32 protein-coding genes are annotated in these 24621 nt (G+C 48.7%); 7 read left to right on the forward strand and 25 right to left on the reverse strand.

Annotated elements, in window-relative coordinates:
• Window positions 1-85: 85 nt before the first annotated feature.
• From IPN95_26580 to IPN95_26605, 6 genes are all read left to right on the forward strand, one after another.
• Entirely contained in the window at window positions 86-343 is a 258-nt protein-coding gene (locus tag IPN95_26580) for a hypothetical protein (protein ID MBK9452922.1), read from the forward strand.
• A gap of 298 nt (window positions 344-641) precedes the next feature.
• Window positions 642-1418, forward strand: coding sequence for a hypothetical protein (locus IPN95_26585; GenBank protein MBK9452923.1), 777 nt, complete (start codon window positions 642-644; stop codon window positions 1416-1418).
• A gap of 14 nt (window positions 1419-1432) precedes the next feature.
• Window positions 1433-1792, forward strand: coding sequence for an NAD(P)H-binding protein (locus IPN95_26590; GenBank protein ID MBK9452924.1), 360 nt, complete (start codon window positions 1433-1435; stop codon window positions 1790-1792).
• 53 nt (window positions 1793-1845) lie between these two features.
• Window positions 1846-2100 (forward strand): NAD(P)H-binding protein, encoded by a 255-nt coding sequence (locus tag IPN95_26595; GenBank protein ID MBK9452925.1) that lies wholly within the window; start codon window positions 1846-1848, stop codon window positions 2098-2100.
• A 97-nt stretch (window positions 2101-2197) separates the two neighbouring features.
• Window positions 2198-2878, forward strand: a complete 681-nt coding sequence (locus IPN95_26600; protein ID MBK9452926.1) for a class I SAM-dependent methyltransferase — start codon at window positions 2198-2200, stop codon at window positions 2876-2878.
• A gap of 177 nt (window positions 2879-3055) precedes the next feature.
• Window positions 3056-5323 (forward strand): CotH kinase family protein, encoded by a 2268-nt coding sequence (locus IPN95_26605; GenBank protein MBK9452927.1) that lies wholly within the window; start codon window positions 3056-3058, stop codon window positions 5321-5323.
• A gap of 54 nt (window positions 5324-5377) precedes the next feature.
• Here IPN95_26605 and IPN95_26610 read toward each other — a convergent pair whose 3' ends face one another.
• The 20 genes from IPN95_26610 to IPN95_26705 form a co-directional block, all read right to left on the reverse strand.
• Window positions 5378-5881: a hypothetical protein gene (locus IPN95_26610; GenBank protein ID MBK9452928.1), complete on the reverse strand. Its 504-nt coding sequence runs from the start codon at window positions 5879-5881 to the stop codon at window positions 5378-5380.
• A gap of 294 nt (window positions 5882-6175) precedes the next feature.
• Window positions 6176-6427, reverse strand: coding sequence for a DUF2695 domain-containing protein (locus IPN95_26615; protein MBK9452929.1), 252 nt, complete (start codon window positions 6425-6427; stop codon window positions 6176-6178).
• A 98-nt stretch (window positions 6428-6525) separates the two neighbouring features.
• Entirely contained in the window at window positions 6526-7230 is a 705-nt protein-coding gene (locus IPN95_26620; protein MBK9452930.1) for a hypothetical protein, read from the reverse strand.
• Window positions 7231-7331: 101 nt separating this feature from the next.
• Entirely contained in the window at window positions 7332-7796 is a 465-nt protein-coding gene (locus tag IPN95_26625; protein MBK9452931.1) for a GNAT family N-acetyltransferase, read from the reverse strand.
• A 242-nt stretch (window positions 7797-8038) separates the two neighbouring features.
• A complete protein-coding gene (locus IPN95_26630) occupies window positions 8039-8599 on the reverse strand; it encodes a hypothetical protein (GenBank protein ID MBK9452932.1) in 561 nt (186 codons plus the stop codon).
• Window positions 8600-8745: 146 nt separating this feature from the next.
• On the reverse strand, window positions 8746-9081 hold the full coding sequence (locus tag IPN95_26635; protein MBK9452933.1) for a hypothetical protein: 336 nt from the start codon (window positions 9079-9081) through the stop codon (window positions 8746-8748).
• A gap of 59 nt (window positions 9082-9140) precedes the next feature.
• A complete protein-coding gene (locus tag IPN95_26640) occupies window positions 9141-9791 on the reverse strand; it encodes a hypothetical protein (protein MBK9452934.1) in 651 nt (216 codons plus the stop codon).
• 213 nt (window positions 9792-10004) lie between these two features.
• Window positions 10005-10430 (reverse strand): hypothetical protein, encoded by a 426-nt coding sequence (locus IPN95_26645; GenBank protein ID MBK9452935.1) that lies wholly within the window; start codon window positions 10428-10430, stop codon window positions 10005-10007.
• Between the two features lie 102 nt (window positions 10431-10532).
• Entirely contained in the window at window positions 10533-10859 is a 327-nt protein-coding gene (locus IPN95_26650) for a hypothetical protein (GenBank protein MBK9452936.1), read from the reverse strand.
• Window positions 10860-10954: 95 nt separating this feature from the next.
• Complete coding sequence (locus tag IPN95_26655; protein MBK9452937.1) at window positions 10955-11563, reverse strand: hypothetical protein; 609 nt, start codon at window positions 11561-11563, stop codon at window positions 10955-10957.
• Between the two features lie 47 nt (window positions 11564-11610).
• Window positions 11611-12144: a hypothetical protein gene (locus IPN95_26660; protein ID MBK9452938.1), complete on the reverse strand. Its 534-nt coding sequence runs from the start codon at window positions 12142-12144 to the stop codon at window positions 11611-11613.
• A 419-nt stretch (window positions 12145-12563) separates the two neighbouring features.
• Window positions 12564-12926 (reverse strand): glyoxalase, encoded by a 363-nt coding sequence (locus tag IPN95_26665; protein MBK9452939.1) that lies wholly within the window; start codon window positions 12924-12926, stop codon window positions 12564-12566.
• On the reverse strand, window positions 12923-13882 hold the full coding sequence (locus IPN95_26670) for a hypothetical protein (GenBank protein ID MBK9452940.1): 960 nt from the start codon (window positions 13880-13882) through the stop codon (window positions 12923-12925). Before IPN95_26670 ends, IPN95_26665 begins: the two co-directional genes overlap by 4 nt.
• Window positions 13883-14151: 269 nt before the next feature.
• The gene (locus IPN95_26675) at window positions 14152-14736 is read right to left on the reverse strand and encodes an SMI1/KNR4 family protein (protein MBK9452941.1); all 585 of its coding nucleotides are present in this window, start codon (window positions 14734-14736) and stop codon (window positions 14152-14154) included.
• A 111-nt stretch (window positions 14737-14847) separates the two neighbouring features.
• A complete protein-coding gene (locus IPN95_26680) occupies window positions 14848-15231 on the reverse strand; it encodes a DUF3037 domain-containing protein (protein ID MBK9452942.1) in 384 nt (127 codons plus the stop codon).
• Window positions 15209-16000 (reverse strand): aminotransferase class I and II, encoded by a 792-nt coding sequence (locus tag IPN95_26685; protein ID MBK9452943.1) that lies wholly within the window; start codon window positions 15998-16000, stop codon window positions 15209-15211. The genes IPN95_26680 and IPN95_26685 overlap by 23 nt, the downstream gene beginning before the upstream one ends.
• Before the next feature lie 220 nt (window positions 16001-16220).
• Entirely contained in the window at window positions 16221-17381 is a 1161-nt protein-coding gene (locus IPN95_26690) for a hypothetical protein (protein ID MBK9452944.1), read from the reverse strand.
• Between the two features lie 79 nt (window positions 17382-17460).
• The gene (locus IPN95_26695) at window positions 17461-18813 is read right to left on the reverse strand and encodes a hypothetical protein (GenBank protein MBK9452945.1); all 1353 of its coding nucleotides are present in this window, start codon (window positions 18811-18813) and stop codon (window positions 17461-17463) included.
• 112 nt (window positions 18814-18925) lie between these two features.
• Window positions 18926-19414 carry a hypothetical protein gene (locus IPN95_26700; protein MBK9452946.1) on the reverse strand — a complete coding sequence of 163 codons (489 nt, stop codon included), beginning with the start codon at window positions 19412-19414 and terminating at the stop codon, window positions 18926-18928.
• On the reverse strand, window positions 19411-19581 hold the full coding sequence (locus IPN95_26705; GenBank protein MBK9452947.1) for a hypothetical protein: 171 nt from the start codon (window positions 19579-19581) through the stop codon (window positions 19411-19413). Before IPN95_26705 ends, IPN95_26700 begins: the two co-directional genes overlap by 4 nt.
• A 219-nt stretch (window positions 19582-19800) precedes the next feature.
• On the opposite strand from IPN95_26705, the gene IPN95_26710 reads away from it, so the two are divergent.
• On the forward strand, window positions 19801-20280 hold the full coding sequence (locus IPN95_26710) for a hypothetical protein (protein MBK9452948.1): 480 nt from the start codon (window positions 19801-19803) through the stop codon (window positions 20278-20280).
• Window positions 20281-20587: 307 nt separating this feature from the next.
• Here IPN95_26710 and IPN95_26715 read toward each other — a convergent pair whose 3' ends face one another.
• The 5 genes from IPN95_26715 to IPN95_26735 all read right to left on the reverse strand — a co-directional run bounded on the left by IPN95_26715 (window position 20588) and on the right by IPN95_26735 (window position 24611).
• Entirely contained in the window at window positions 20588-21349 is a 762-nt protein-coding gene (locus IPN95_26715; protein MBK9452949.1) for a hypothetical protein, read from the reverse strand.
• Window positions 21350-21809: 460 nt separating this feature from the next.
• The gene (locus IPN95_26720) at window positions 21810-22724 is read right to left on the reverse strand and encodes a hypothetical protein (GenBank protein ID MBK9452950.1); all 915 of its coding nucleotides are present in this window, start codon (window positions 22722-22724) and stop codon (window positions 21810-21812) included.
• A 396-nt stretch (window positions 22725-23120) separates the two neighbouring features.
• Window positions 23121-23885: a hypothetical protein gene (locus IPN95_26725; GenBank protein MBK9452951.1), complete on the reverse strand. Its 765-nt coding sequence runs from the start codon at window positions 23883-23885 to the stop codon at window positions 23121-23123.
• Window positions 23821-24042 (reverse strand): hypothetical protein, encoded by a 222-nt coding sequence (locus IPN95_26730; protein ID MBK9452952.1) that lies wholly within the window; start codon window positions 24040-24042, stop codon window positions 23821-23823. The genes IPN95_26725 and IPN95_26730 overlap by 65 nt, the downstream gene beginning before the upstream one ends.
• Window positions 24039-24611: a hypothetical protein gene (locus IPN95_26735; protein ID MBK9452953.1), complete on the reverse strand. Its 573-nt coding sequence runs from the start codon at window positions 24609-24611 to the stop codon at window positions 24039-24041. Before IPN95_26735 ends, IPN95_26730 begins: the two co-directional genes overlap by 4 nt.
• Between the last annotated feature and the right edge of the window lie 10 nt (window positions 24612-24621).

The following is a 24621-nucleotide window of genomic DNA, read 5'->3' on the forward strand; positions in this document are numbered from 1 at the left end:
CTTGGACACATCAATTAAGATATTAAAACTCTTGGCAGCCTTGTGCTTCTTGATCTTACTTTCTGTTCTCCCATTTTGTCTTTACATGGAGCACTTGGGAAACGTCTGGCTGAAGCAACAATGGGCTCTAGGAAGGGAAGTCAAACATGAGGGTTTGGAATTTTTATTTCTGTTTGGGTTTGGCTTGTATTCAATCCCTTTTCTATTTTGGACAGCAAACATATTTAGAAAACCAACAGTCAGAAAATTCTTCGGCATCATCGCAATTGTTTTGTTGGCAGTGATTCCAGCTTTGCTGCTGAATTACTTCTTTTATGGCGTTTTCTCTCGTTATCATCATTGACATCGTAGGCTTCATCATCTCTGAGTTAAATTTATTTCGCGCTATTGCTCGTCGTGAACCGAAATCGTTGCACTAGGGTGGTTGTGAAATAGGGCGAATGAGCGAGCTTCTTGGAATGAAGAGGATATTCGCTACCTTGGTCAAGGTATGAATGGCATTCGTCGATCGGCTGGATTGGGGTATTGGAGGCAACGGCTTGCGTCAAACTTGGTGGTATCACCAAGGTAGGAAAACCGTTCCACAATCCTGTTTTCGTGCGGACGATTGCTCAAGATTGGCAAGACTAATTCGAAAGACAATGAAACGAGTTTTATTCATCCTGACATTCGCGCTCAGCGTGATCGCGGCTCAGGGGCAAATCATCAATGGCAGCTTTGAAGATGGCGTCGTCGCCAACCTATCCAATTGGGAATGGATTTGCGGGGCAACTTCGTTGAATAACGCACCGGCCGGTGGAGGGAATTGGTGCATCCAAGTGAATGGGGGCAACACGCAAGGATGTATGCAAGGCTACGCTTACCAAAGCATGCCGACCATTACCGATGGACAATCATTTGTGCTTTCCGGATGGGCTTTTGCCGAATTATCACCCTCCGTCGGACTGTATTTCGGCACGATCAACAATGGCATCATTACGCTTCAAGCAGGGGACACCACACATTCCACTTCCTGGGCGCAGCTCCATGTTCAATCCAGCTTTTCGCTTTCCACGGGGGATACGGCATTGGTGGTTTTAGATGGCGGACTTGTGGGCGGACCGCTTCAGGGTTACGGCCATTTTGACCTCATCAGCCTTGAACCATTGACGGGAATCGATGCTCCTGAACAACCACAATCATCGAAATTTTATCCGAACCCAATGCAAGCCCAAGCGACTTTGCGGACAAGCCATCCCTTGCACAATGCAACACTTTTGGTGTGCAATATTTACGGGCAGACCGTGAAACGAATGGAAAATTTGCGTGGGCAAACCGTGGTTCTCTCCCGGGACCATCTCGAAAGCGGGTTGTATTCGGTTTGGCTCCTGCAGGACGGCAAAGTGATTTCGGTGGAGAAATTGGTCATTGCCGATTAACTTGCAATAAAAAAATGGAACAGGCGTCCGTCATCGTTTTTGGAGCATCCGGCAAAACGGGGCAACAAATTTGCCAGAAATTGGCCGAAAAGGATGTGCAACATTTCGCTTTTGTCAGGAAGGGCTCCGAAGACAAAGTCAAGACACAAAGCACAGCATTGATCTTCGGCAGCGTGTTGAACAAGGAGGACGTAGAGAAAGCTTTCAAGGCCCATCCGCTGATTACAGATGTCGTCATCGCATTGGGGAGCAGGGACTTGAAAAAGTCTTTTATTCGGTCAACCGGGACGCAAAACATCCTGGATGTCATGACCAAGCTTTCTGCCCGCTGCAAAATCCATGTGATCAGTGCATTGGGTGTGGGCGAAAGTTGACGTCAGCTCGGTTGGTTCGCGAAGCTGCTCTGCAAGGTGCTCCTCAACCATGGATGCAAGACCATGGGCTCCAAGAGGAAGCTATCGTAAAAAGCGGGTTTCCATTTCACATCCTCCGGCCCGTGGGGTTGACCGATGGCGTGGCAACCGGCAAGGTCCTTGTTCAAAACGCAGGATTCTTGCCCAACAACAGCATCGCAAGAGCAGATGTCGCTTTATATTTGGTGGAAAGCCTGTTGTCTGATCGGTCGGCTTCTCTTTGTAAATGTTGTGGATTTGGCGCCAAGCAAGCCGGCGAAGCCGGTTGAACCCCCATACCCGGGGGGCGGACGGGCTCCAGTTTGCGCCACCGCCGGGTTGGTACAAGGAAAAGGCGTACTTTCATGCCGATAAACATCTAATAATATGAAAGCTCTCCTCCTTGCAAGTTTGTTGATCGCCATGGTGACAGGCTCCCTGTTTGCGCAGGTGCATCATCATCAACATGAAGCCCACGACAGCACCGAAACGGCCAATGAACACATGCATCAATCTTCGACGGCAGAATTGATCCAGCGATTTGAGTCCCCGGAGCGGGATGCCTATCAGCAACCGGAAAAGGTGATGGCATGGCTCGGGAAATTGAAGGGCAAAAAGGTCATGGACATCGGGGCCGGATCCGGTTATTTTTCGGTGAAATTGGCAGCCAAGGGCGCAACGGTGATTGCGGCGGATGTGAACCAGGAGTTTCTCGATCATATTCAAAAGCGCATTCACGAAAATGACCTGAAAGGCATCCAATTGCGGAAAATACCCTATGACAGCCCGGATTTGGCGGACGCCGAAGTGGACATGGTCTTGATTGTGAACACCTATCACCACATCGAAAACCGGATCGCTTACTTTGCAAAGGTGAAAAAGGGAACGAAGCCCAAAGGGGAATTGGTGATCATCGACTTTCTGAAGACGGATGTTCCCGTGGGGCCGCCGGTGGAGCATAAGGTTTCGATCGATGAGGTCATCGGAGAGCTGCGGAAGGCGGGTTATTCCCGGTTTGAAGTCAACGTGGATTTGTTGCCCTATCAGTATTTGATCAAAGCCAATTGACAGACCTTTCGGTTGCGGATCGGGTGCCGATCAACCCCATGACAGCATTGGAAATTGGCCTATGAATTTGTATTTCATGGGGTTATGCATTCTGTTAAGCATTTATTCACAATTCTTCTGGATTGCAGCAAGGTTTTCCGGAAATGAGCATCTAAACCCTAGAATCTGTGAATTGAAATGATAAAAATGAAGAATATTTTCATTCTGTCCGTGCTTTTGCTCGCAGGCTTGAAGCAGCATGCACAAAGTTTTTACGACCTGAACACGGTCCAAACCATCCAAATCGTTTTCACGCAATCCAATTGGGATCAACTCCTCGATGCCGAGGCTGCAGGCGCCGGCAACTACATCATGGCCCAATCCATCACGATCAACGGCACCCTGTTTGACAGCGTCGGTGTGAAATACAAAGGCAATAGTACCTACAACCCCAATCAAGTCAAAAACCCTTTCCACATCGAATTGGATACCTACAAGTCCCAAGACTATCAAGGGTTCAAAGACATCAAACTGAGCAATGTCGCCAAGGATCCGTCCTTTCTCAGGGAGGTGCTTTCCTATCAGATCCTCGGGCAATACATGGACGCTCCCCGGTCCAACTATGCCAATGTCTATGTCAATGGTACCCTGATCGGATTGTACAGCAATTCAGAATCGATCACCAAGACATTTGCAGACAACCACTTCTATTCCAATGACAACGCCTTTTTCAAATGCAATCCACCTGCGGGTGCCGGACCCGGCTCCACCAATTTGCCCAACCTCGTTTACCAAGGCACCGACAGCTCCCTCTACTACACAGCCTACGAACTAAAATCTGCCGGAGGATGGGGAGAACTGATCGATCTCTGCGACACACTCAAGAATACCACAGCATCCATCGAGAGGATTTTGGACGTGGACCGGGCGCTATGGATGATTGCCTTCGACAACGCCTTGGTCAACCTGGACAGCTACATCGGAGGTTTTGCACAGAATTACTACCTCTACCGCGATGATTACCGTCGCTTCATTCCTGTCGTTTGGGACTTGAACGAATCTTTTGGGCGGTTTTCCTCCACCGGGACCGGTAATCTCACCACCACCTTGGCCAAACAGCAAATGACGCCGCTACTGCATGAAAATGATGTGCTGTTTCCCCTGATCCAAGAGCTTCTTGCGGTCCCCATGTACAAGCGTATGTATTTGGCGCATTTCAAGACCATCTTGGAAGAGAATTTCGCCAATGGCAGTTATGCCGCGACCGGACAGAGCTTGCAAACCTTGATCGACGCCCACGTGCAGGCCGACAACAACAAGTTTTTCACCTACGCCAATTTCACCGCCAACCTCAATACAGATGTCACGGGCGGCGGGCCAAACGGTACCACGCCTGGCATCACCAACTTGATGAATGGGCGCAACAGCTATCTGCTCGGGCTCTCCGAATTCACACAAATTCAACCCACCATCAGCAATGTAGCGCCCTCCAATGCTACCCCGCTGCAAAACGATCCCGTGACCATCACGGCCACCGTTACGGATGAAAGCACCGTTTATCTTGGCTACCGCACGGCCCTCGGCGCCCCTTTCCAACGCCTGACCATGTACGACGACGGTGCCCACAACGACGGTGCAGCCAATGACGATGTTTATGGCCTTCAGGTCACGATGACCACTACCTTCATGCAATACTACATCTATGCGGAAAACAGCAATGCAGGCAAGTTTTCACCCGTGCGCGCAGAGCATGAGTTCTATGAACTCGTAACCACTGCTCCAGCTGCCAGTGATTTGGTCCTCAATGAATTGATGGCTTCCAACTCCACCACACAAGCAGACTCCAGCGGTGAATTTGACGACTGGATCGAACTCTACAACAACTCGAGCAGCGCGATCTCCTTGGACGGCTATTACCTCAGTGACAATGCAAACAATCTGCTCAAATGGGAATTCCCTGCCAATAGCACCATCAATGCATCCGACTTCTACATGGTCTGGGCAGACGAAGATTCATCCCAAGGCGCCAACCATGCCAACTTCAAGCTCTCCGCCGCAGGGGAGACCCTCTACCTTGTGAATGCCTCCGGTGTCGTGGTTGATCAAGTCACATTCATGAACCAAGCCACCGACACCTCCCATGGCCGCTATGTCAATGGTACCGGCCCCTTCCAGACGATGCCCCCTACCTTTGATGCCGTCAATCACCTTTTTGGCGGGCTCGCAGTCGCCGATGCTGATGCCATCGGCCTCCAAGCTTATCCCAATCCTGTACACGATCGCTTGCACCTCGCGCTCGCGACCGCAAGTCGGAAGCCCATGGAGGTGTACATCATCGACATGTCCGGGCGCACGACCTATCAAGGCTCCATCCAAGATCACCTTGTGGTGGAGACCGCCAATTGGCCCAGCGGCATGTATGTCGTGCGGGTTGGAGAAAGCTTGCTGCGGGTGGTGGTGCAGTAGGCCTGATCCTCCGCACCCATGTCCCAAATGCCGCGGAATGCCTTTCCACCTCCCCTACACATGCTGCGGTCTCGAGATCAGCGGATCGTCCGTCCCGTTGATCCATGGCAACAGCTCCGCGGCAATCGTTGTAAAGGCCTCCCCATCATCGAGGCCTAACGAAGCAAGCGAACCCGCTCCGCTGATGCAGCCACTTCCCGGCTGACAGGTAACGCCATTTTCCAATTCCGGGATACTCAAACAGCCATCGCCAGGACCGAAGGGATAGGACCGCGTAGCGCAATGAAACAACAGATCCCAATTCTGTTCTGTGGGATTCAAGGCATAATTTTCGGCGGCTTTGATGGTCTCCACGATCGTTTCGATTGCGCCTTGCGCGTCGATAAGTGCGTACCCCAGCGCGACGACCGCGCGCGCGAGGATTTGGTTGGGCAAGGAAGCGACGTCCTCGGATGCGATGCATTCCTGATCGAGGTAGCTGATGAAACGCAAGAGCGCGGCCCTTGAGGGAGGTGCGGTGAGGATTTCTTGGAGGGTGGATTTTGATTCTGAGGGCATTTTCGGTGGGTGCTGATGTTTATTTTTATTGGAATCTGTTTGGTTGCTATTGTGTTGGTTCAGAATATTCGACCCCGCTGGGGTCGTTACGAATGGTGGAAAACTTTGGTCTATAAACGTTGGACCCCGCTGGGGTCGACGGCGTTGGCGAGCCGCCAATTCTATAAACGGTTGACTCCGCTGCCACGTGCCGCGAAGCGGTGGGGTCTAACCCTTCTCCTGTGAGTCGAACACTAGGCGAATTTGATTTGAACAAGGCGTCACTGCCAATGGACTGCATAAGCGCATTCATTTCTATAGATCATAACTATTTGGCACATTTAGTATTACTTCACAATCACAATGACTTCCTCCCCAACTTTGGCAAAAATCAAGAACCTCATTTTCATTGAGTCCAACACTCGCTATCCATTCCTTGGTCCATTTCAAAGAGTGGTCACAGAGGCTATTCAGCTGGTTGGTTGCTTCATCAAATTCAATATGAATGTGGTCGTCGATAAAATCACACATATCGATAACTTGATCTTCTGTCAAAATATTTTCCATTTCCGGCATTCGATTACTTTAAAGATTGATTTCGCCACACAAACCTTTTCAAACATCTGGAGCCTGCATTCAACAAACGACATGCACGCTGATGATTGTTATTCAACTAATTCGAATCCTTTTACAATCCTATTGAATATTTCCCTTGAATTTTCAGTCTTAAAAAAGGAATCTAAGAACAAATTATCAAGAATAATCGGATTCTGCCCTTTCCTGAGGTCTCTCATAAAAATTACCACGGATTCGATCTTATCATTCGAACTAATTTTACCACAAATCTCTTCAGCTCGCTGTATCAATCTGTCATCTGCATTATCAAACCTTCTAATTCCGGATTTCGGCAGAATACAATGATCAAAAACATCTTTCCCATAAATACTCACATTATCAAATTTCAAATCCGACAAATCGCAACGCTTGAACACAGTCTCATTGTTTCTGATTTCTGGATGCTTGTCCCTTAATATTGGATTCTTCAATAATCCCGACAAAAAGCAGTCGTAAAAATGTTGCCCCGTAAACAAATCCATTCCGATGAATTCACAATTCTCAAACCTGCAATCGGCATATTTCGCTGGACTACCAAGGGAACTGTACTTTCCGTAAAATCTACAATCAACAAAACGACATTTAGAATATACTGAATCAAATCCTAGGTAGCAGTTCTTAAAGTGGACATTCTGAAACACAACATATTCGATATCAGCCTTCCTAACAACCAACTCATCAAACAAAATCCCTGAGAATTCTCTCCCCTTCATCTCACCAGACCATACAATTCCATGTTCTTTTGTTCTCTTCATAACTCGGACGCCTCCTTAATTTGCAGCCAACACCCAGACATACGAAACCTGCCTCTCAAAATCCACCGATCTAGTTTCGGCAATTCCGCTCTCAAATCCAACTACAGCCTTTTCCAGAAAACAATTTTGTCTTCGCCGTCTTTCCAAAAGTCGGTAATCACAGCCATTTGGGTATAGCCAATCTTTTGATAGAATTTTCTGGCGCCTATTTGCGCATCGTCACTGGATGTTTCTACGATGAGGATTCTACCGCCCATGCGTTTGAGCAGTTCTTCGATGTACTGCATCATGGCCGTTGCCAATCCGTTTCGCTGAGCGCTCTGGGACACCCCAATTGCCAAGAGGTTATACGTGCCGTCGGTCAGTTTCTCCGGAACACAATACCCGATTGCATTCGGTGTTGTGTCGTCAAAGTGGGCAAACCAAATGTCTTGGGTGTCGGCATTGTTGAGGTAATCGGAAATCATCTCATCCAAATACTCAGATGGAAACAACTCACTTGAATCGACGACCTTTTTCAGTCCCTCCACGTCGTCTTGTGTAACCGCTCGTATTTTATCGTGCATTTTTTGTGTCTATTGATTGACGGTGCAAATTGTGTGTATTTTTTGAATTATTTGTATTGAAGATTCACGTTTTCTTTGTGGTTATAGGGTTGGGGGTAATGGTTTGCAGCTACAAGAAGTTGGCGATTTCGAAGCAATTCGATGGCAACCAAGCAGAACTTTTGATCGAAGACAAAGCTTAAATCAAACTGAACCGCCACTTTCTTGTAGATAACATGCTGTTCTCTCGTCCGCTTTGCCTATTATTTGGTATAAGTAATAAAGTCGATCCATAAATAGTCGTTTACCGTCGGGTCAACTGCGTATATTTCCCCCGTTGTTTTATTCTCAATTGTTACAAAGTCGTGGTCCTTAAAAAACGATGAACTGAAATATTGGTGAACATTCGTCCCAAGGAAATAAAGCTCTCCGATTTGCGGTTTTGCAATCCAAGCGTCCTTAAGGTTATACTTATCCAAAAGGTAGTTACAGGTCGCGGCAAAGAATGCGGCATAACCAACACAATGTGCTGTCTTTGAAGTGATGAGCTTGTTTGGGTCAGTGTCGTTTCTATCAGAAGTAAAGTTAAGCTTTTTTGAGGTTATTGAAAGCCCAAGTTTGATTATTTGCCCAATGTCAGGGTCGTCTTGCTTGTCAATGCTTGCGTCAATATACTCTATAAGATTTTCGTCCGTTGCCAAATAAGTAGCCCGCAGCCCAACAGACTTATACGTCACCAAGTTTCTGTAAAACCAACCACGAAACAAAAGTCCAACTGTCGACAGAATTAAGGTTGCAAAAAATATCCTTTTAATGATTTTCATTGTTTAACGGTTGTTGTTTACAGTTGCAGGTAACACCCAAATAAACGAAACCACCCATATTCATTTCCATCCAACCAATTTCGATAGCCCATCCCAGAAATGCAAGTAACCCTTGTTAATCGATTCAAAAATAGCTGATTAGCCCACTACCCCTTCCCCGACTTCTCAAACCTCTCCAACAGTTTATCCAAATGAAACATTCGGTCATTGAGCAGTTTTTGAAGAAAGATGACCAAGGGAATTCCGAGGGCCCATTGGAAAATGGCACCGCCGACTTGGAGGTTGGCGCATGCTGCTCCGGGCGCGGGCGGGAAAAGGAGGTCTTGGATTTGCCAGCTCATGGTCGGATAAATCAGGATCAAAATCCCAAACAGCAGCACCGAAAGCGACCCAAAAACGTAGGTCAACCGCGCATGGCCGATCCACCGGATGAGGCCGTTGATCAGGAATTGGGCGAGGAGGAAGAGGAGGAGTTCTAGCATGGGGGACGCAGCAAAAAATCGTTCTGTGGTATCGCGATGGGCAACATTGTCTTGCAAGATCAGCCGACCGACGATTCTTTTACGGCCATCATCAACGCCAAGTTCCTTTCCAAATGAGCCGTCGAAATTTGAGGGTTCCAATCGGGTTTGTTTTTGATAAATTCATACCATTGAGGCAGATGCCTTTCCAAATGATGGGTTGAATTTTTCCGATCAAGGTACATGACCGCCTGCATCACATCCGTTTGATCAAACCACAAATCAGGTTTGGTCAGGTAATAATCCAAATAGAGATTGAGGTATTCCACGCACTTTTCCGTGTTGAAGAATGCAAACACCATCGCGTATACCCCGCCCGCGTAGCAGACTTCGCTTTTCAGCAAGTGGGTGCCGATGATGTCGATGTATTGCGGTTGATCCGTAATTGCCGCAAAAAATGCACCTGTCTGCCTTGTCCGCCAATTGAAGTCACCCAAGCTCTGTTCAATCACCTCCGTGGTAATCTCCGGCTTGATCGAAATCAACTGATTGAGCCAATCTGCGTCTGTTCGTCCAATGCGCGCGTAGAACGGAATGGACCATTTTTCTATAAATTCCCGAGACAATTCGAATCCATTGCTGTAGGATTCCAGCGATTCAAAGGGGGAATGGTGCCAGACCGTTGCGCCAGCAATATGGCGTTTGATTGCTTCGAGTTCTTTTTCGGTCATCTTTCCTCAATTTTCAATCTATGTCGCTCCGTTCAGCATTGTGCATTGCGCAGGTAAAGCATGGTAGAACAACGAAATGTAACCATTTCCATCGTCCTTCGGCTCGCCTTCGGGCCGTGCCGAAGGACGGAAAATTCCGGGGAAAACGTGATTGTTCTACCATACTTCATCTCCGCCGCGGCGGACAGAAAGGCTAAACTTAACTGCCATTTTTTACCTGATTTCCTTCAACAAAACAGGGAGGTCATCAAGATGCATTTCCCTGGTATATTCCATTTCATCATCCAAATAATAGCTCAATGCATCGCAGAGGTCGATCAGCGCCAACGACAAAAGCAAAACGCAAGTTCCGGCTACAAAATCAGCGCCCCAAATGAAGGAAATCGCAGTATCTTTTCCTTCAGGCCGGAACGCAATTTCATCAAACTCATCGAGAAACTCCTCGGTTGTGTTGGTAAAAACCTGGACCATAGTTCTCTTCCCGTTCATTCGGAATTCACGTCCGCCAGGCATTCCACCCATCAGCGCTTCCTTGTTCACGAACTCAAAATCATACCCGAGTCCCTGAAGATGCTCCTGAATTTTGTCGTTGGTTGGCATTTCGGATCGATTCAGAAAAGCCATTTGGGTCATTGACATAAGGAAAATTGCTTTTAACGTGAAAAGGCTACCGTTCTCAGCCTCAATTGCGATTGACAATCAAATCTATCATTTTTCTCAAATACTTGTCCTCACAGGAAATCAGTCTTCCAACGGAAAATCGCATTCAGTCCCGCAACCAAGGTCATGCAATTTCTGAATTACCGCCTGATCTGTTCCCGCGTAGCGCAGTCCGGCGACACAGGAAACAGCCAATGCATTGATCGCACACGCCAATTCCTCGGTGGTCTGCGGCTGACGGATGAAATAGCAACCCTCATTGTCATGGTCCATGAGGCCCCTCGCTTCCACCTCAGGCGCACCGCACAAGGTACATTGCCCATAAACGGAATAGAAGTCACCCGGTGCATTCAGTGGATGCCTTGCATTTTCATTTGCACGTTCCAATTTCCGTTTAAACCAATTCATATCGACTCGCTAAATAGTCGAATGAACATCCGCTCGCCTTCTGCAAAACAGATTCGCATTGACGATACGGAGATTATCAGGCAAGCACACCATTCCTACCATTCATTTCCGCCAGCAGCTAAAAATTTCTCCTTGTAGGCATGCTGCTTATCGGGTTGCCCAATTGCGCCATACAGCTCGGACAACTCCCAAAATGTATAGAAAGAGGAAGGTTCAGCCTCCTCAGCAATCAGAAATGCCTCGATCGCTTCGGCAAAACGTCTTTCATCCCGCAAAATATAGCCCAAATCCGATGCGACCGTACTTTTGTTGACGGCCAGCAACAAGCCCTCCTTCAAGATGTCAATGCCTACTTGAGGATTCTCCTTCGCATAAAACAATTCGTAGTCCCCATAACATTCAGCTGCGATGGAGGGAATTGCCAAATGGATTTGGTCATAATCGCCTTCAATCCTGATGACTCCATTGCGCGATTGCTTCACAACATAATCTACGAATCGTTCGGGCGTGGAGATTCCAATGAAGCAGTCCACGATCTCCGTCGTCGACACCTCTTTTGCTGCAACAAAGTAAAAACCTTCGTCTTCTGGAATCAAGGCAAATGCCGTGGGTTCCAAAATCCAATTCAGTTCGTTTTCGTCGTCTTGGTCGGTGACCACAAAAACCTTCGACTTATGGTCGGAAAAAATGTCTTTTAGTTTCATGATTGTCTATTTTGTATCCCTTCGAATGGCCGATTCTCGCTGATCATTCACTCCCGAATCACCAACGAATGCATGATTTGCTGTGCGGGTTCGAGCCAAGCCTTGTGCTTTTTGACGACGCAGTTAAAGGTACAGAGCAACATACGGCCTTCCAAATCGGTGAAAAACATGAGGTTATAGATGTCGGTGTCGATGGCAGGGGTGATCAGTTCGAGGAATCCGACCTTTCGGCCATTGATCTCCTTGACGCCCGAATCTTTCCACTTGGCGGATGGGTGGGCCTTGCTTAACATCCCGACAAATTGCTTCTGGAACAATTCAATTTCGGGCTGGGTCAATTTGGAGGCTGTATGATTGAAGGCAACATTGATGCCTCCCGTCTCATTGGTGTAGACCAAAGTGGGGCGTCGCTCAAAGGGATATTTCACTTTCAGCAGCTCCTCTGACATCAATTCGAAGTCGGTTGGAAGGAGAATTTCCACCTTTTCATCGAGCAGCAGCCGCTTTTCGAGTTCGATTTTGGAGGTCGTCGTGGCGAACCAAACCAAGCCAATCAATGCAATAACAAATCCGAGTTTCATTGTTTTACGAGATTTTGAAGCGGCGTTTTGTTGCCGGTTGAAGGATTATAAGCTGGAATTGTTGATCTATTCCTGTTGCCAAACTACTAAAAAATCAACGGTTTCGGAATTCCGACGGGTGGATTCGAATCAAGCCGATTCGAGAATCGCCTACCTATGTCGTTTAGTTCAGTTTGATACAAGATTTGAAATTCATTGGGTGATTAGCCCGAAGGGCCTAAACAATAATAGCCGTGGACGAAGTCCATGGTCAGAAATCCGTTTTGATTCACAAGGCTGAAGGCCTTGAATTTATCAACCCCATTCAATCATTGCCCAAAATTCAAGACCTTCGGCCTTGAAACTCGGCATGCTCGATAACCACGGACTTCGTCCGCGGCTATCGTTGTTCAAGTCCTTCGGACTTATCAGTTAAAGCCTCACCCAAACTCCCCGAAATGCCATAAAATCCCGGAGGGATCGTGCAAAAAGCATTCCCTGCCCCATGGCTGAATGCGGATGGGTTCGAGCCGCACGCCGGGGAATTTGCCGGGGAGGTCCAACGCTGCCAATTCCTGGTAATGGCGCTCGACGTTGACCACCTCCAAAAAGACCATGGTATTGTCCACCCAATCCTTGACGTAGGCGTCTTGGAGGTAAAATGCAGTTCCATTCGTTTGGAACAGGGATAGCTTGGGGTGCAAGACGACCTCCTCAAAGCCTACCTCGCGGTAAAAGGCACGGGAGACTTCGAAGTTTTTAGCGCCGATGAAGGGGCGGATGGATTTTGGATTGAGTTTCATTGTTCTAATATCATGTCTTTTCCACGGTAATACTTGCGGTCGGCCGGGTTGAGCACAAACGAAAAAACGCCATGCCGATAGATCTCAATCAATATCAACGCGGGCAGAAAGCCTATTTCCTTTTCAATCAACACTTCCATTTCAATATTTCCAACATAATATTGATGAAATTGGGATTCCCAAAAATCCGGGGATTCAATGAACAAAGACTTCGCTTCCTTTGAATTGCGAATACGGACATGTGTGGCGGAATTGAGCAGTAGCCCCCGTTTATTGTAATGATAAGAAACGGTATCCGGCATATTTAGTGTCGTCACATTCGCGTTAAGGTACGTCTCAAGCGCATCGATATTCGGTAATCCCGGGTCATTTTCCCGGGTTGTGGCCGCAGGCGGATAAGTGATGCTGCGCAGTAGTTGGCCCTTGTCGTTAAAAACATTTTTGGAATATCTCACGGGTTGGTCGCCGCAATGACCAACGCAAGAAGTGGTACCAATCGAGATCGTATCATTGTACTGTGTGAACTCCGTGTGATCAAATGACCCGTATCCTCCCCCGCCCACAATCAACATGCGTTGATCAGAAAATTCATATTCTATTCCGTTCAAAAACCGCATATTGGTCGTCAGGGAATCAAAATCATATTGAAATGAACTGTCGCGTGAAATTGGGTACCAATCTACCGAAATTGAGCCCCTACCAAAATCCATGATGGTGACGTCCCAATTTTCCCCCATTCCACCTGTTTGACCATCAGGCGTTTGCTCAACCGTGTAAATGGTCTCAATACCCATCGTATCGCGAAGGGCTGCGGAAACGAAATACACCTTTTCATTCTGACCATAATTAAATGGGGATTGCCCCAAACCGTAGGATAGGCTAAACCAGACCAGGAAAATAACCATTACGGATATATTCTTCTTCATCGATGCCAAATCAACCAAATCGACAATCAAATTGCAACATCAAAATCCTGGACATATTTGAACTTCGAATTCTTCCCGACTTTTATGGGAGATGCCTACGATTGCCAGATGGAATCCAAATAATTGTACCCCTGTTTCGTAGTCCTTCCAAGCGATAAAGGCTTGAAAATGGCGTGTGGCATCTTGGGTTGTCTTTAGATGTGCGGAATTCTATCGGGTTTCATGAATGAGGTAACAACGGTTGGAGGAAGACATTACGTTCAATGGGTTGCTTTCCGAATTCATTTTTGACATTGGATTCATTCAACCGTTGGATATCCATTGTAAGCATTGAGCTTGTCTATGCAGCGAAAGGATGTCTCCTCGTCGCCTTCCAGCAAGGCTAGGAAATTTTCAGCATAGTCATGTGCAACTTCCAGGTTTTCGTGGTCAATGTACACCACCTTCCATTCATTGTATTCTTGAGGGAAGTTTGTATCGAAACAGAGGAATCCACTGTCCACAAAGTCTGCAAAACTGATGTAGCCTCCTGCTAGTATAGATTCGTCCCAACCATGTACCATGCGATCTTGAAATTGCTGCAAATCATGATCTGGATAATGTGGAGGAAGCCAAATGGTATGATCCCGCAAATACAAGGTATCAAAATGTTTGTATTGCAGAAAAGTGCGAAACGAGGGAGGCAACTTCAGCCCAATTTTGCCCTCCAATCGATCCAGATCTTCATCCGTCACGATACTCGGTATGGGGTTCCATTTGCCTGAGTCGGGACTTTCATTGTCCAACATTTCCGCAGGGATCAGGCTTGATGGCCCAATGAGGGCGTTGTCCGCTTGCATCCTTGCAAGGGTTTCATCGACGATTTCTTGAATTCGGTTTTTCATTTTGCAATTTCCCTGATTGATCAGACTTTCTCACGTACTCAAGCCGGAGGCTTGCTGCAGGGTCGGCGTTGCGGCCGGAGGCCGCCGCCTCATTCCCCTGAGGCCCACGCCTCATTCCACATACTTCCCAAACAAATCATCCAGCAATCCTTCTGGTTCTGCGCTGAGGCCGGGGTGGACTTTGGAGCATTGGAGGATGGTGCTTTTGGCGGCGGTGAGCCAACGGAAGCGCTCTGCGGGGTCTTTTTGGGCGATTTCGCCGGCGGTGCGGTCGCCTTTGCAGATGGTGTCCCAGGCATGCAGATAGCTGCTGATTTCCGCTGCGTCAATATTGGGCGAAAATGCTTGGAGCCGCTTTTCATCGACCACATACCGCATGGCGAGGTACTTTTTGCGTTTGCAAAAGACGATCACGCCTGCATTCAGGAATTCGCCGCGCTCGACTCTGGGCACGATGCGGATGACCGCGTATTCAAAGACGTGCTTTTCTGGCATCTTCGGCTTCTTTTACGTGGGCAGGGAGATTGCGGACTTTGGCATCGAGCAGTGCGACATAAACTTCGCGCTGTTGTGCAGGTGCGACTTCGAGGCCGGGATTTGTCAACCAATCGTCGGGGACGGTGGCTACAATTGCTTGCAGCAATTCGGTGGTGAGGCGCGACTGGATTTCGGGGGCAGCCTCGGTCAATTTCGTGGCACGTTCGAGGAGTACATTGTCCTTGATGGCCGGAAAGGTCTTGGGGATTTGCGCTTCCCAGCTTTCCCAATTGTGGTGGAAATACAGGGCGGCGCCATGGTCGATCAACCACAATTCCTTGTTCCAATTCAGGAGGTTGGTATTGCGGCGCGTGCGGTCGATGTTGGTGATCAGGCTGTCGAGCAAGACCACCTTGGAGGCGGTGAGCGCATCGGCCACGGACACCTGCGGATCATACGTAATCGCACCCGAAAGGTAATGCAGGCCAAGGTTCAAGCCCACGCTGAAGCCCAACAAATCCTGGATTTCCTCGTCGGCTTCGGTCTTGCTGAAGGAGTCGTCGAGGTTCATGAACACCAATTCGGGCACCTTGAGGCCAATGGCGCGGGCCAATTCGCCCCCGATCAATTCGGCAATCAAGGCGCGTTTGCCCTGCCCTGCCCCACGGAATTTGATCACATAGAGGAAACCGTCGTCGGCTTCCACGATGGCAGGCAAGGAACCGCCCTCGCGCAACGGGCGCACGTAGCGGGTGACATCAACAGTCCGGATTTCAGGAATCGGCATGCGGCGAAGTTACGGGAATTTGGGGAATGGGTGCTGTGGAAGGCAATTCATCCATCCTTCAAATTCAGTGTTGAAAATCTGGCCACCAAGGCACGAAGGCACGAAGAAGAATGTGCTTGGCTTTGTGTCTTCGTGTCTTCGTGGCAAAATTGGGGGGACGGCGATCCATCTGACGAGCGCGTTGTTGATGACGGCGTCGCGTGTACAAAATGCGCATCCTTCACCTCAATTCAAACGGCAGAAACCCATTCCCGTCGAATACAAAAACCCCGCCGCCATCCGTCCCAAACAGCAGATTGCCTTTTTGGTCCAGGTAAATGACTTCGATGGCGTCGCTGTCGAGGCCGTGTTGTTGGGTGAAATTGGTCAGGGTTGTGCCGTCCCAACGCCAAACGCCGGCATCGATGGTGCCAAACCAAATGTTCCCGTCTTTGTCTTCGGCGATCGAATAGATGCGCGCCATGGTCCCCGGGTTGGACATAATCGAGACGCCCGTTCCCTTCATAAATTCGGGATTGCCCAAGCCCTTTTCTGCGGTCAAATTGGTCAGGGTTTTGCCGTCGAATCGGAAGATGCCTGCGCCATTGTTCCCAAACCACATATTCCCTGCATTGTCTTCGAAGAGCGCAAGCACTGCCGGACCGGCCAAGCCCAATTCCGACAACCATGTAAACGATTTCCCGTCGTAGCGGCAGACGCCGAGGCTCTGCGTTCCGATCCATAAATTCCCGGACTTGTCGGTCAACGAACTGTACACCGTAAACGGGCTCATGGGGCTCGAAGCCGATTCGGAATCATTGATGCGCTGAGCCGTGCTGGGCAAGGGTAAATAGGAAAACGAGGCCGGTTCAGCCATCATGGGCATGGTGGGATGGTATCGGTAAAGCCCTGCGCCGACGGGAAACCAAAGATCCCCTGCGGCCAATTTCCATTCCTTGTCCAGGTTTCCGGCCATGGTCGCGTCGTTGGCAATCGGAAATGTGGTGAAGGCTTGCCCATCAAAGCGAGAAACACCATTCGCAGTTCCGACCCAAATATTGCCTGCCTGATCCTCTTGAATTTTGCGAATCTGATTGTTGCAAAGGCCATCCTTCTCCTGCCATTGCACCAGAAACTTCCCGTCAAATCGGAAGAGCCCATCGCGGTCCGTCCCGATCCAATAACTGCCTGCGCGGTCTTGCAGAATGCTGGTCACAGGGCTGCCGGACCTGAAATAGGTGGCTTGCGGGGCATTGGCAGTTGGCGCCGTGGCAATGGCCGGCGTTGCCGTTGTCCTTGTCTCCGTCGAATGCGTTTGCGGTCGGTGGCAGGCGGATGCAAGCAGGATCAGCACTACCAGAAATGCAGGAAAGCGCAAGGCGCTCAGAAGACGTTGTTGCATGTATAACGAACTTTTAGGAAAACCTCAAAAGGCTGGAAAACGCCACTTCCAAAACGTGGGGAATACGGCTCAAAATGCATCAATTTAGATTTTTCAATTGCTGTTTGAGCTCAGTCAAGGTCATTGCCTCCAAAGCCAAACCTTGAAAGGGCGTGTCGTCAATCGTCACCTTCTGAAACGAGGCCAACAAATTGCCTTCGTCATTGCGCAGGGCAAACACTGTGGCGGAAGTTCCTTTTGGAATATTGGGAAAAACATAGTTTCCATCCACGATGTTTGCCCGCAAGACGCCGTTGAGGTCGCTGAATACCAGCTTCACTTTTGTGTTGTTGTCGGTTGGTGCTTTTACGATAAAATCCACGGGATCATTGGGTTCGATAAAACGATCGCAATTGATCCATCCCAAATTTGCAACGCTGAAAACATAATATTCCAGTTCTGCATCATCTACATTCTTGATCGGCTTGTTCTCAAAACTTTTGTATTTGCGGTCAAAGGAGCGCAGGTAAGCTTCCCTGGATTTGTACAAAGGAATCATCTCCCCACCGGAAACCCCAAGAATCCCAACCCTTTCGATGATTTCGCCTTTGTTGTTTCGGCCGGGATTAAATTCTGGAAGCGATTTGAGAAAGGCCAGCAATTCCTTCCGCGTCTTGTCAGTCACTTTTGTCTCCAACCTTGGATTCACGACTTTCCCATTCTTCGTAATGTCGAACCTCATTTTAACACCATAAAAGTCGTCTGTATGGTTACTGACCTCTTCGATGGCGGATTTCGAAAATTCAAAGGCGTTGATATACAGCTCAACGGGATTCCAGTAATAGCCTGTGTCGATGAAACTTTTCGGCGTAAATTCAAATTCCGTAGAGTCATCATGACCAGGCCACTGATAGCCCCAACCTGAAAGGTCCAGCGTTGCCTTGACCAACGAGACGGTATCAATTTCCCAATTCGTCACGCTCGAATCGGTCCCGCCATTTGCAGCTGGATAAAACAAATTCATCTTCTCATAGCTGCCTTCTGGTTTCGGAAAATGCACGACAATCCGCTTGTCCTCCTTGATTTCAATGGCTTGCCCTTCGGAAGTGGCCGTGATGTTGATCATTCCAGCAGTCTCGAGCAATTTGCCGTTGGATTCCGTTGAAAGGTCGGCAAGCAGGATGTCGGACTTCTTGTAAAATTCCTGCAACGAAATTTGGATGGAATCCGTCACGGGCGTGCCATCTGCAAATTGAAAGGTCTCTTTCTCAATGAAGATCCGCGTTCCTTGCGGGCCAAAAACCGTAGTATCGACGTTCGCTGTGATCGCAAAGACTTTCGTCGGAACAACGATTTTTTCCAACTCTCCGAAGCTCGTTTTTTCCGCTCCGCATGCAGCGAAGGCCATCGAAAGCAGAAAAACAACGGCGATTGTCCAGTGATTTTGTTTCATTTCAAGCATTTTGGTCATTGGTCTTTGGAAAACAGGATGTACAAACAGATCCAACTTCGTGATCCGGAACCAAATTTCCTAGTCATTTGCGTGGATCGTCCAAAAAGGCATCTCAATTGGGACATTCCAAGTAGCTGTAAATCCCGGGCCATTCTTCGTCGGGATCAAAGTCCTCGCTGCAGTAGGGATGGTCATCGTGCAAATCGAGAACCTTCCCAAAGTATGCATTGGACCGGTTGACACACATGATCAGTTGATGTTTGTCGGACCAATTGCCGACTTCAATCCACATCAGGTGGGGTTCACCTTCCGGCTCCCACAGCTTCAATTGGTACTTCGTATTGGACAAAATGGATTCCATGGCAAATACGCTCGCCCAGTTCCTTTTGTAAAACGAACCGTCGATGGCCAGCAAAAATTCCTGAAAGTCAGTCGGCAATGCGAATTCGGCTTCCACATGCGCAGGATCGAAATATTGCGAAAACAACTGTTTGAGGTCTTGCTCAAAACCCTGCAACCCTCCGGGATAAGGTGGATCGGGGTCACAGGTGTAACCACTTTTGAAGAGGGTGATGATGGCTTCCGCCGCTTTTTCGTTCATCGTATTCGAAATTGGCCGCTTTCAGGGATACTTGGTCGTGGTGGTTGGCCGTGGTCCTTCTTGGGCGGCTCCTTTGCCGCGGCATGCACCAACTGCGGATCCTTGGCGATCAAGGCCTTGACCTTTTCGACCTCCCGATCGCGAATTGCTTTCAACAGTGCTTGCATAGCATTGGAAGGATATTTTGACCTTACCGGAGGCGATTCAACATCCTGCCCTTCTTGCCCCGGGTAGTTGCAATTTACATCCATTCCTGAACAGAAATGGCCATTCCTTGATTCATTCCCCGGCATTCCAACAAAATTCCTAAGTTTCGGATGGAATGCGCATACGGCGGCGCTGTGAATTCGCCGGATTTTAGTATTGATTCACCAAAAGACTTTTCGATGAAATTTTCCCTGAATACCCTTTTTGTTGCCCCGCTGCTTGTCTGGGGATTGGCCGGCTGCAATTCGGCAACGACCACGACCACTGAAACTACGAACAAGGACTCCGTGGCAAGTGCTGCCGCCACCACCACCGACGTCGGCCACGAAGGCACCTACGTGGACTATTCCGATGATTGGATGGCCTTCAAGTCGGCCGTGATCAACAAGAACATCGACGGCATGAAAATGTACATGCAAAGCGACATCGACCCGCAAAACATCCTGGACATGATGGATGCCGAGGCGATCGCCGACATGGAAAACACGTCCTACCAACAGCTCAAAGTCTCGGATTACAACGGCAAAGCGGTCAAGGAATGGGATTACCAAGTGTCTGGCGTGGACGAAGAAGGCAATGAAGTCGGTTCGGGCCTTTTCTTTTACATGGAAGAACAAAAGGAAGGTCTGAAAATGATTGGCATGTTGGCTGCGGGGTAATAAATGAATATGCCGACCGGAACCCGCATCTGCTTCGCAAACAGCGGGTTTCGGTGGGGAAAGAAAAAGGGGGGAGGGGGAAAAGGGGGAGGCGGGGCGCGCCCCAAGGGGGGGGGAATTTGGGGGGGGGGAGGAAAAAAAAAAGGGGGGGGCCCCGGGGGGAGCAGGGGGAGAAAAAACAAAAAGAAGGGGGGGGTTTTCTCCCCGCGGGCAAGGACGGGAACAAAGGGGGGGCAAGGGGAAGGCACAGGAATATGGGGGGGGGGCGCTGGGGGCGCGGGGGGGGGGGGGGGGGGCGACAGTACTCTTAGCGATTCAACTCATACCTTCCGCTGAGGATGTCATACTCATATTTGCCAGCCTCCAATTGCAGGGGTTTGCATGAGGAGCTGCCTTCGATTTCCTTTTCAAACTTGCTCACCAGGATATCTCCCTCTTTCATTTGCACGTCGTAGGAATAGGAGCAGGTTTCCCAGATGGAGTTTTCATCCATTTTGGCATGGTAGTTCTCGTCTTCGGTGTTGGCATTGGGGCCTTCTGAATAGGAGCGGTTTTGGTTGTTGTAGACAAAATGGACGTAGTCTGTCATGTCCGTGATGTTGATAATCATCACGCCACTGCGTTCGGTTTCATACCCACCGGTGATGCCGTTGTTGGAATTTCCTGTGGTGTACCAGATCACGAGGTCATCGTCGTCGGTATCGTAATTGGCATCGATCCACTCCGTTTTGATCGTCGTCATGAACGGGTTGAATTCCTCGACTTCGAGGACATAAGCCACATACGTCGTAGGGTTTTTGCCAATGCGTTCGAGCACAAGTTGCTGCCCATCGGTGGCCACCAATTTGATGGCCGAGGTCCCTGTGACCTTGCTCGGAATTTCGGCAAGGACCTGCTCGACCGTATAGGTTTCGGTCATCAGCTTCAGACCGAGCATTCCGGGCAGGGTGGTGCCGCCGGACTCGGTGACGGTGACTGTATTCGTGGCGGGACTTTCAGCAGCAATTTGCGTATTCGAAGGAAGCTGCCCAACAGCCCAAGTCGTCAACAAAACAAATATCCAATTCATGTGCTTCTTTTTTGACAATGATGATTCCGAGCCTGGCCTCAAGGGGCAAAGCGAAGACGGCGTCAAAATAGGCGCAAGGCAGCTGAATACAGGATGGCGATTCAGGAATGGACAAAATTGTTCAGGAATGGATGGGACGGATGCTGCGGGGGGACCATTTTGAAGGATTGGCGCCGATGATCCGAAAGGTCGCTGAATTCGGCAATATTCGCCTAGTTGGCTCATATCGGAATAAATTAACCACGCGTCACAGACAGTAAGTGCCAATAAAATATTGAGTATACTATTATTACAGTGGGCCTCGGTGACACAAGGCCCACTGTAACAAAAGTGAAATTTTCGATACTCTAAATGCCAGACAAAATCAATTCTGAAATGCCTCAATGCAGCCTAGGCACCATCCAGTGGGGAAAGGCAACCCAAGAAAATAAGCGGACAGACAATAATTCAAATTGCCACATCAAACGACATTGTGTCCTAAAACATTGAAAGTGATATGATTGTACGGAAGTCGAATCGAAGGATCTTCCTTATTCACGACCAACCCCGTTGATCGCTGATATACCCACTCACTCCAAGGCATTTCATTTCTTTTCACCTGTGCCACCACATAGGTTCCCAATCTTAGTTTCGCAATATCAACCGCATTAGGGTCAAAATCGAATCCAATTGTAAACTTCTGCACAATCTTGTTTTGATTACGTGTGAGAAGTAAACCCAGTACACCTTGAGCCATTTGAGTAAATGGAGCAAGCGTGGCAAAAGAAGCATTTACAAGATCCAATCCGTTTTTAATGGTTTCGCTTTCAAGGATCTTTAATGCCTCATCGTCGCTATCATTGCTGACATTGACAGTTTGCACCTCAAACTGCAAACCATTTGAAGGTACGCGGAGGCCAACAAATACAAAGTCCCCCAAGTTTCCTGCTCCTTCACCTTCAAGTGACTTGAATTTCTGCTCAAACTCAACCAATGCAGTCTCATTCGAATCCTCCTTTGCATGTTTGCATTTGAAGTGCATCAACACATTATGCCGCCCCCAACCTGGGTACGACATAGTATAAAGACTACCAAGCTTGATATTCACCATCTTTCCCTTCAAGGTGTTATCAGGCTCGATGGTTGAGGCAAATTGGATATCCAGAAAATCTCCAGAATCGCTACCAAACTTCACATATCCATAAGTATGTTCAGTTCCTCGCCAACTCGCCCTTGCAAGCACCTCACTTTCTGGGAGATCTGACAAACGTACGCTTCCTAGATTCGGATGACCTTCAACCAACGAGGCTAATGCACCCGCATTAGCCCCATCACCCATTTCCTTCAGTACTGAAATAGCCTCGACTGTGCTTAATTCCGAGAATTGTGTTTTCATTTGATTCCTATTTTAATTGGAAATTTAAGACAAAACTCTACGCACCTGCAAAACCCTAACGTTACAAGCGCGACATACCAACAGAAAGACAATTATACAAATATAATCCCCACTAATAGCCATTCAAAAATGACTATTATCACACGAACACCTAAATCAAATCAATCTTCATGAAAAATCCTTCAATCCTTGAGAGGCCCATTCAAAACAAAATCCACGATGACATATTGCTCAAAACGCTCCCCCAACAAAACAGAAAACCGCCCCTCAAGATACTATTGGGCAGGCATTTGGCAGAATCCGAACGATATTTCCTTTATCACAAGGCCCAATCCAGCACCAATTTTAATTCAAACTCGTTTGGACATTTGCATTCCGCAACGCCTTGCTGCACCCTCAATCCTCGTCGTCACTCCCGTCTTCGCCGTTGCCTTTGATGTAATCCCGCACGCGATTGGCTTCTTCGGGGTTCAATTCGCCTTTGTCGCCCTCTAGACCCCGGATCTCGTCTTCGTTGGCACTGCGGTGGCAGCGCACGCAGTTGGTTGTATTCTTGATTCCCTCCTCCAGGTGCTCGGCGCGGATATTGGCTTCTGTATGTTCGTGGCAACCAAAGCAGGTGTAGATCGCAAAATCGGGCGTCTTATGGCATGTGGTACATTTGGCTTTGTGCGGTCCTTCCAGGACAAAATATTTGCTGTGGTCAAATGTCGAAGGTAACCATTGCGCTGTGCTGTGGCATTTCGCACAATTGTCTCCCACATTCGCATGAAAGGCATCCATGGGTTTTTCATGACAAGACCCGCAATTGGCTTTGCCGGTTCCCACAATCATGTCGTGGTCAAAGGTGGCCGAGGCAGCCCAACCCTCGGTGGTATGACAGCTTTGGCAATTGCTTGACACCTGTAAGTGCAAGGCATTCTGCGGCTTGCTGTGGCAATTGACGCAGTTGTTGCGGGCCGCTTCGGTGAGCATCTTGTGCTGAAATTGCCGCGTCGCTGCGGCTGCATCGGCCCCCCGGTGATCGACGTGACAGGAGGTGCAAGCCTGATCGCCCAAGCCTTCGTGAAACAAAATGGGATTCCCATTCGACCCGCTATTCGCTTCCAAGCTGTCCCTTCCCGATCCCATCCGGACGATGGCAGGCAATACAATTTTCATTCGTGACGCCCGCAAAAGGTTGGTGGCAGGCAAGGCATTCTCCATTCAGATTCGCATGCGCCAGCGTCAATTCCCCGGGACTGATCATCCACCGCGGAAACTGCACCACCAATGCCATAACCAAAACGATAACCGCGGGGATGATGAACTTCTTCATTTGCTGAACATGAAAACGGTAACGATATGGATCAAGGAGAAAATCGCCATCATCAGCGCGATGGGCAAATGGATCACCCGCCACTTTTTCATTGCGGACACGGCGATCGTTTCAAAATGGAGTCGATGTGCCACCTCCTCTGCCGAAATGCCGCTTGCCAACAGTTGCTCCCGGTCAGATTTCAGCGTTTCATTGGCACGCACCAAAAGGAACTTGGCCACGAGTCCGCTCGCGACATTCACCAACAGCAACAACGTCGCCAACCACGGAAGAATGGCGTTGAAGTGAATTCCGGCATGCACTAAAATCAAAATCGACCCAGACCAAGCCATGTATTCGTGGAGGGACATATACGTTTTGAGCGAACCCGTCTTGATCACCTTGCGCTTGCGGAGCGAATACAAAAAGGAAAAAATCACCACGAATGTCCCGACATATCCCAAGTAGCGGCCCACCCAAACCAATCCGAAGCTGTGCAGTACCAAGTCAATGCCAAGCGCAAACAAGATCATCAGGCCATACCAGAGGGCAAAGGGCAGGATGTCTTTGAGCAACACGGAAGGTCTCATGGGAATTTGC

The organism is Bacteroidota bacterium (genome assembly GCA_016718825.1).
Taxonomy (GTDB): Bacteria; Bacteroidota; Bacteroidia; order J057; family JADKCL01; genus JADKCL01.

Excerpts from the sequence above, each read along its gene's own strand:
- IPN95_26690 (MBK9452944.1), bottom strand. The coding sequence starts at position 17,381 with ATGCAACAACGTCTTCTGAGCGCCTTGCGCTTTCCTGCATTTCTGGTA.
- IPN95_26650 (MBK9452936.1), bottom strand. The coding sequence starts at position 10,859 with ATGAATTGGTTTAAACGGAAATTGGAACGTGCAAATGAAAATGCAAGG.
- IPN95_26590 (MBK9452924.1), top strand. The coding sequence starts at position 1,433 with ATGGAACAGGCGTCCGTCATCGTTTTTGGAGCATCCGGCAAAACGGGG.
- IPN95_26645 (MBK9452935.1), bottom strand. The coding sequence starts at position 10,430 with ATGTCAATGACCCAAATGGCTTTTCTGAATCGATCCGAAATGCCAACC.
- IPN95_26615 (MBK9452929.1), bottom strand. The coding sequence starts at position 6,427 with ATGGAAAATATTTTGACAGAAGATCAAGTTATCGATATGTGTGATTTT.
- IPN95_26600 (MBK9452926.1), top strand. The coding sequence starts at position 2,198 with ATGAAAGCTCTCCTCCTTGCAAGTTTGTTGATCGCCATGGTGACAGGC.
- IPN95_26605 (MBK9452927.1), top strand. The coding sequence starts at position 3,056 with ATGATAAAAATGAAGAATATTTTCATTCTGTCCGTGCTTTTGCTCGCA.
- IPN95_26705 (MBK9452947.1), bottom strand. The coding sequence starts at position 19,581 with ATGCAAGCACTGTTGAAAGCAATTCGCGATCGGGAGGTCGAAAAGGTC.
- IPN95_26675 (MBK9452941.1), bottom strand. The coding sequence starts at position 14,736 with ATGAAAAACCGAATTCAAGAAATCGTCGATGAAACCCTTGCAAGGATG.
- IPN95_26665 (MBK9452939.1), bottom strand. The coding sequence starts at position 12,926 with ATGAAACTCAATCCAAAATCCATCCGCCCCTTCATCGGCGCTAAAAAC.
- IPN95_26625 (MBK9452931.1), bottom strand. The coding sequence starts at position 7,796 with ATGCACGATAAAATACGAGCGGTTACACAAGACGACGTGGAGGGACTG.
- IPN95_26585 (MBK9452923.1), top strand. The coding sequence starts at position 642 with ATGAAACGAGTTTTATTCATCCTGACATTCGCGCTCAGCGTGATCGCG.
- IPN95_26720 (MBK9452950.1), bottom strand. The coding sequence starts at position 22,724 with ATGAAAACACAATTCTCGGAATTAAGCACAGTCGAGGCTATTTCAGTA.
- IPN95_26655 (MBK9452937.1), bottom strand. The coding sequence starts at position 11,563 with ATGAAACTAAAAGACATTTTTTCCGACCATAAGTCGAAGGTTTTTGTG.
- IPN95_26660 (MBK9452938.1), bottom strand. The coding sequence starts at position 12,144 with ATGAAACTCGGATTTGTTATTGCATTGATTGGCTTGGTTTGGTTCGCC.
- IPN95_26710 (MBK9452948.1), top strand. The coding sequence starts at position 19,801 with ATGAAATTTTCCCTGAATACCCTTTTTGTTGCCCCGCTGCTTGTCTGG.
- IPN95_26715 (MBK9452949.1), bottom strand. The coding sequence starts at position 21,349 with ATGAATTGGATATTTGTTTTGTTGACGACTTGGGCTGTTGGGCAGCTT.
- IPN95_26730 (MBK9452952.1), bottom strand. The coding sequence starts at position 24,042 with ATGAAGAAGTTCATCATCCCCGCGGTTATCGTTTTGGTTATGGCATTG.
- IPN95_26680 (MBK9452942.1), bottom strand. The coding sequence starts at position 15,231 with ATGCCAGAAAAGCACGTCTTTGAATACGCGGTCATCCGCATCGTGCCC.
- IPN95_26630 (MBK9452932.1), bottom strand. The coding sequence starts at position 8,599 with ATGAAAATCATTAAAAGGATATTTTTTGCAACCTTAATTCTGTCGACA.
- IPN95_26685 (MBK9452943.1), bottom strand. The coding sequence starts at position 16,000 with ATGCCGATTCCTGAAATCCGGACTGTTGATGTCACCCGCTACGTGCGC.
- IPN95_26735 (MBK9452953.1), bottom strand. The coding sequence starts at position 24,611 with ATGAGACCTTCCGTGTTGCTCAAAGACATCCTGCCCTTTGCCCTCTGG.
- IPN95_26610 (MBK9452928.1), bottom strand. The coding sequence starts at position 5,881 with ATGCCCTCAGAATCAAAATCCACCCTCCAAGAAATCCTCACCGCACCT.
- IPN95_26700 (MBK9452946.1), bottom strand. The coding sequence starts at position 19,414 with ATGAACGAAAAAGCGGCGGAAGCCATCATCACCCTCTTCAAAAGTGGT.
- IPN95_26595 (MBK9452925.1), top strand. The coding sequence starts at position 1,846 with ATGCAAGACCATGGGCTCCAAGAGGAAGCTATCGTAAAAAGCGGGTTT.
- IPN95_26725 (MBK9452951.1), bottom strand. The coding sequence starts at position 23,885 with ATGAAAATTGTATTGCCTGCCATCGTCCGGATGGGATCGGGAAGGGAC.
- IPN95_26580 (MBK9452922.1), top strand. The coding sequence starts at position 86 with ATGGAGCACTTGGGAAACGTCTGGCTGAAGCAACAATGGGCTCTAGGA.
- IPN95_26640 (MBK9452934.1), bottom strand. The coding sequence starts at position 9,791 with ATGACCGAAAAAGAACTCGAAGCAATCAAACGCCATATTGCTGGCGCA.
- IPN95_26695 (MBK9452945.1), bottom strand. The coding sequence starts at position 18,813 with ATGAAACAAAATCACTGGACAATCGCCGTTGTTTTTCTGCTTTCGATG.
- IPN95_26620 (MBK9452930.1), bottom strand. The coding sequence starts at position 7,230 with ATGAAGAGAACAAAAGAACATGGAATTGTATGGTCTGGTGAGATGAAG.
- IPN95_26635 (MBK9452933.1), bottom strand. The coding sequence starts at position 9,081 with ATGCTAGAACTCCTCCTCTTCCTCCTCGCCCAATTCCTGATCAACGGC.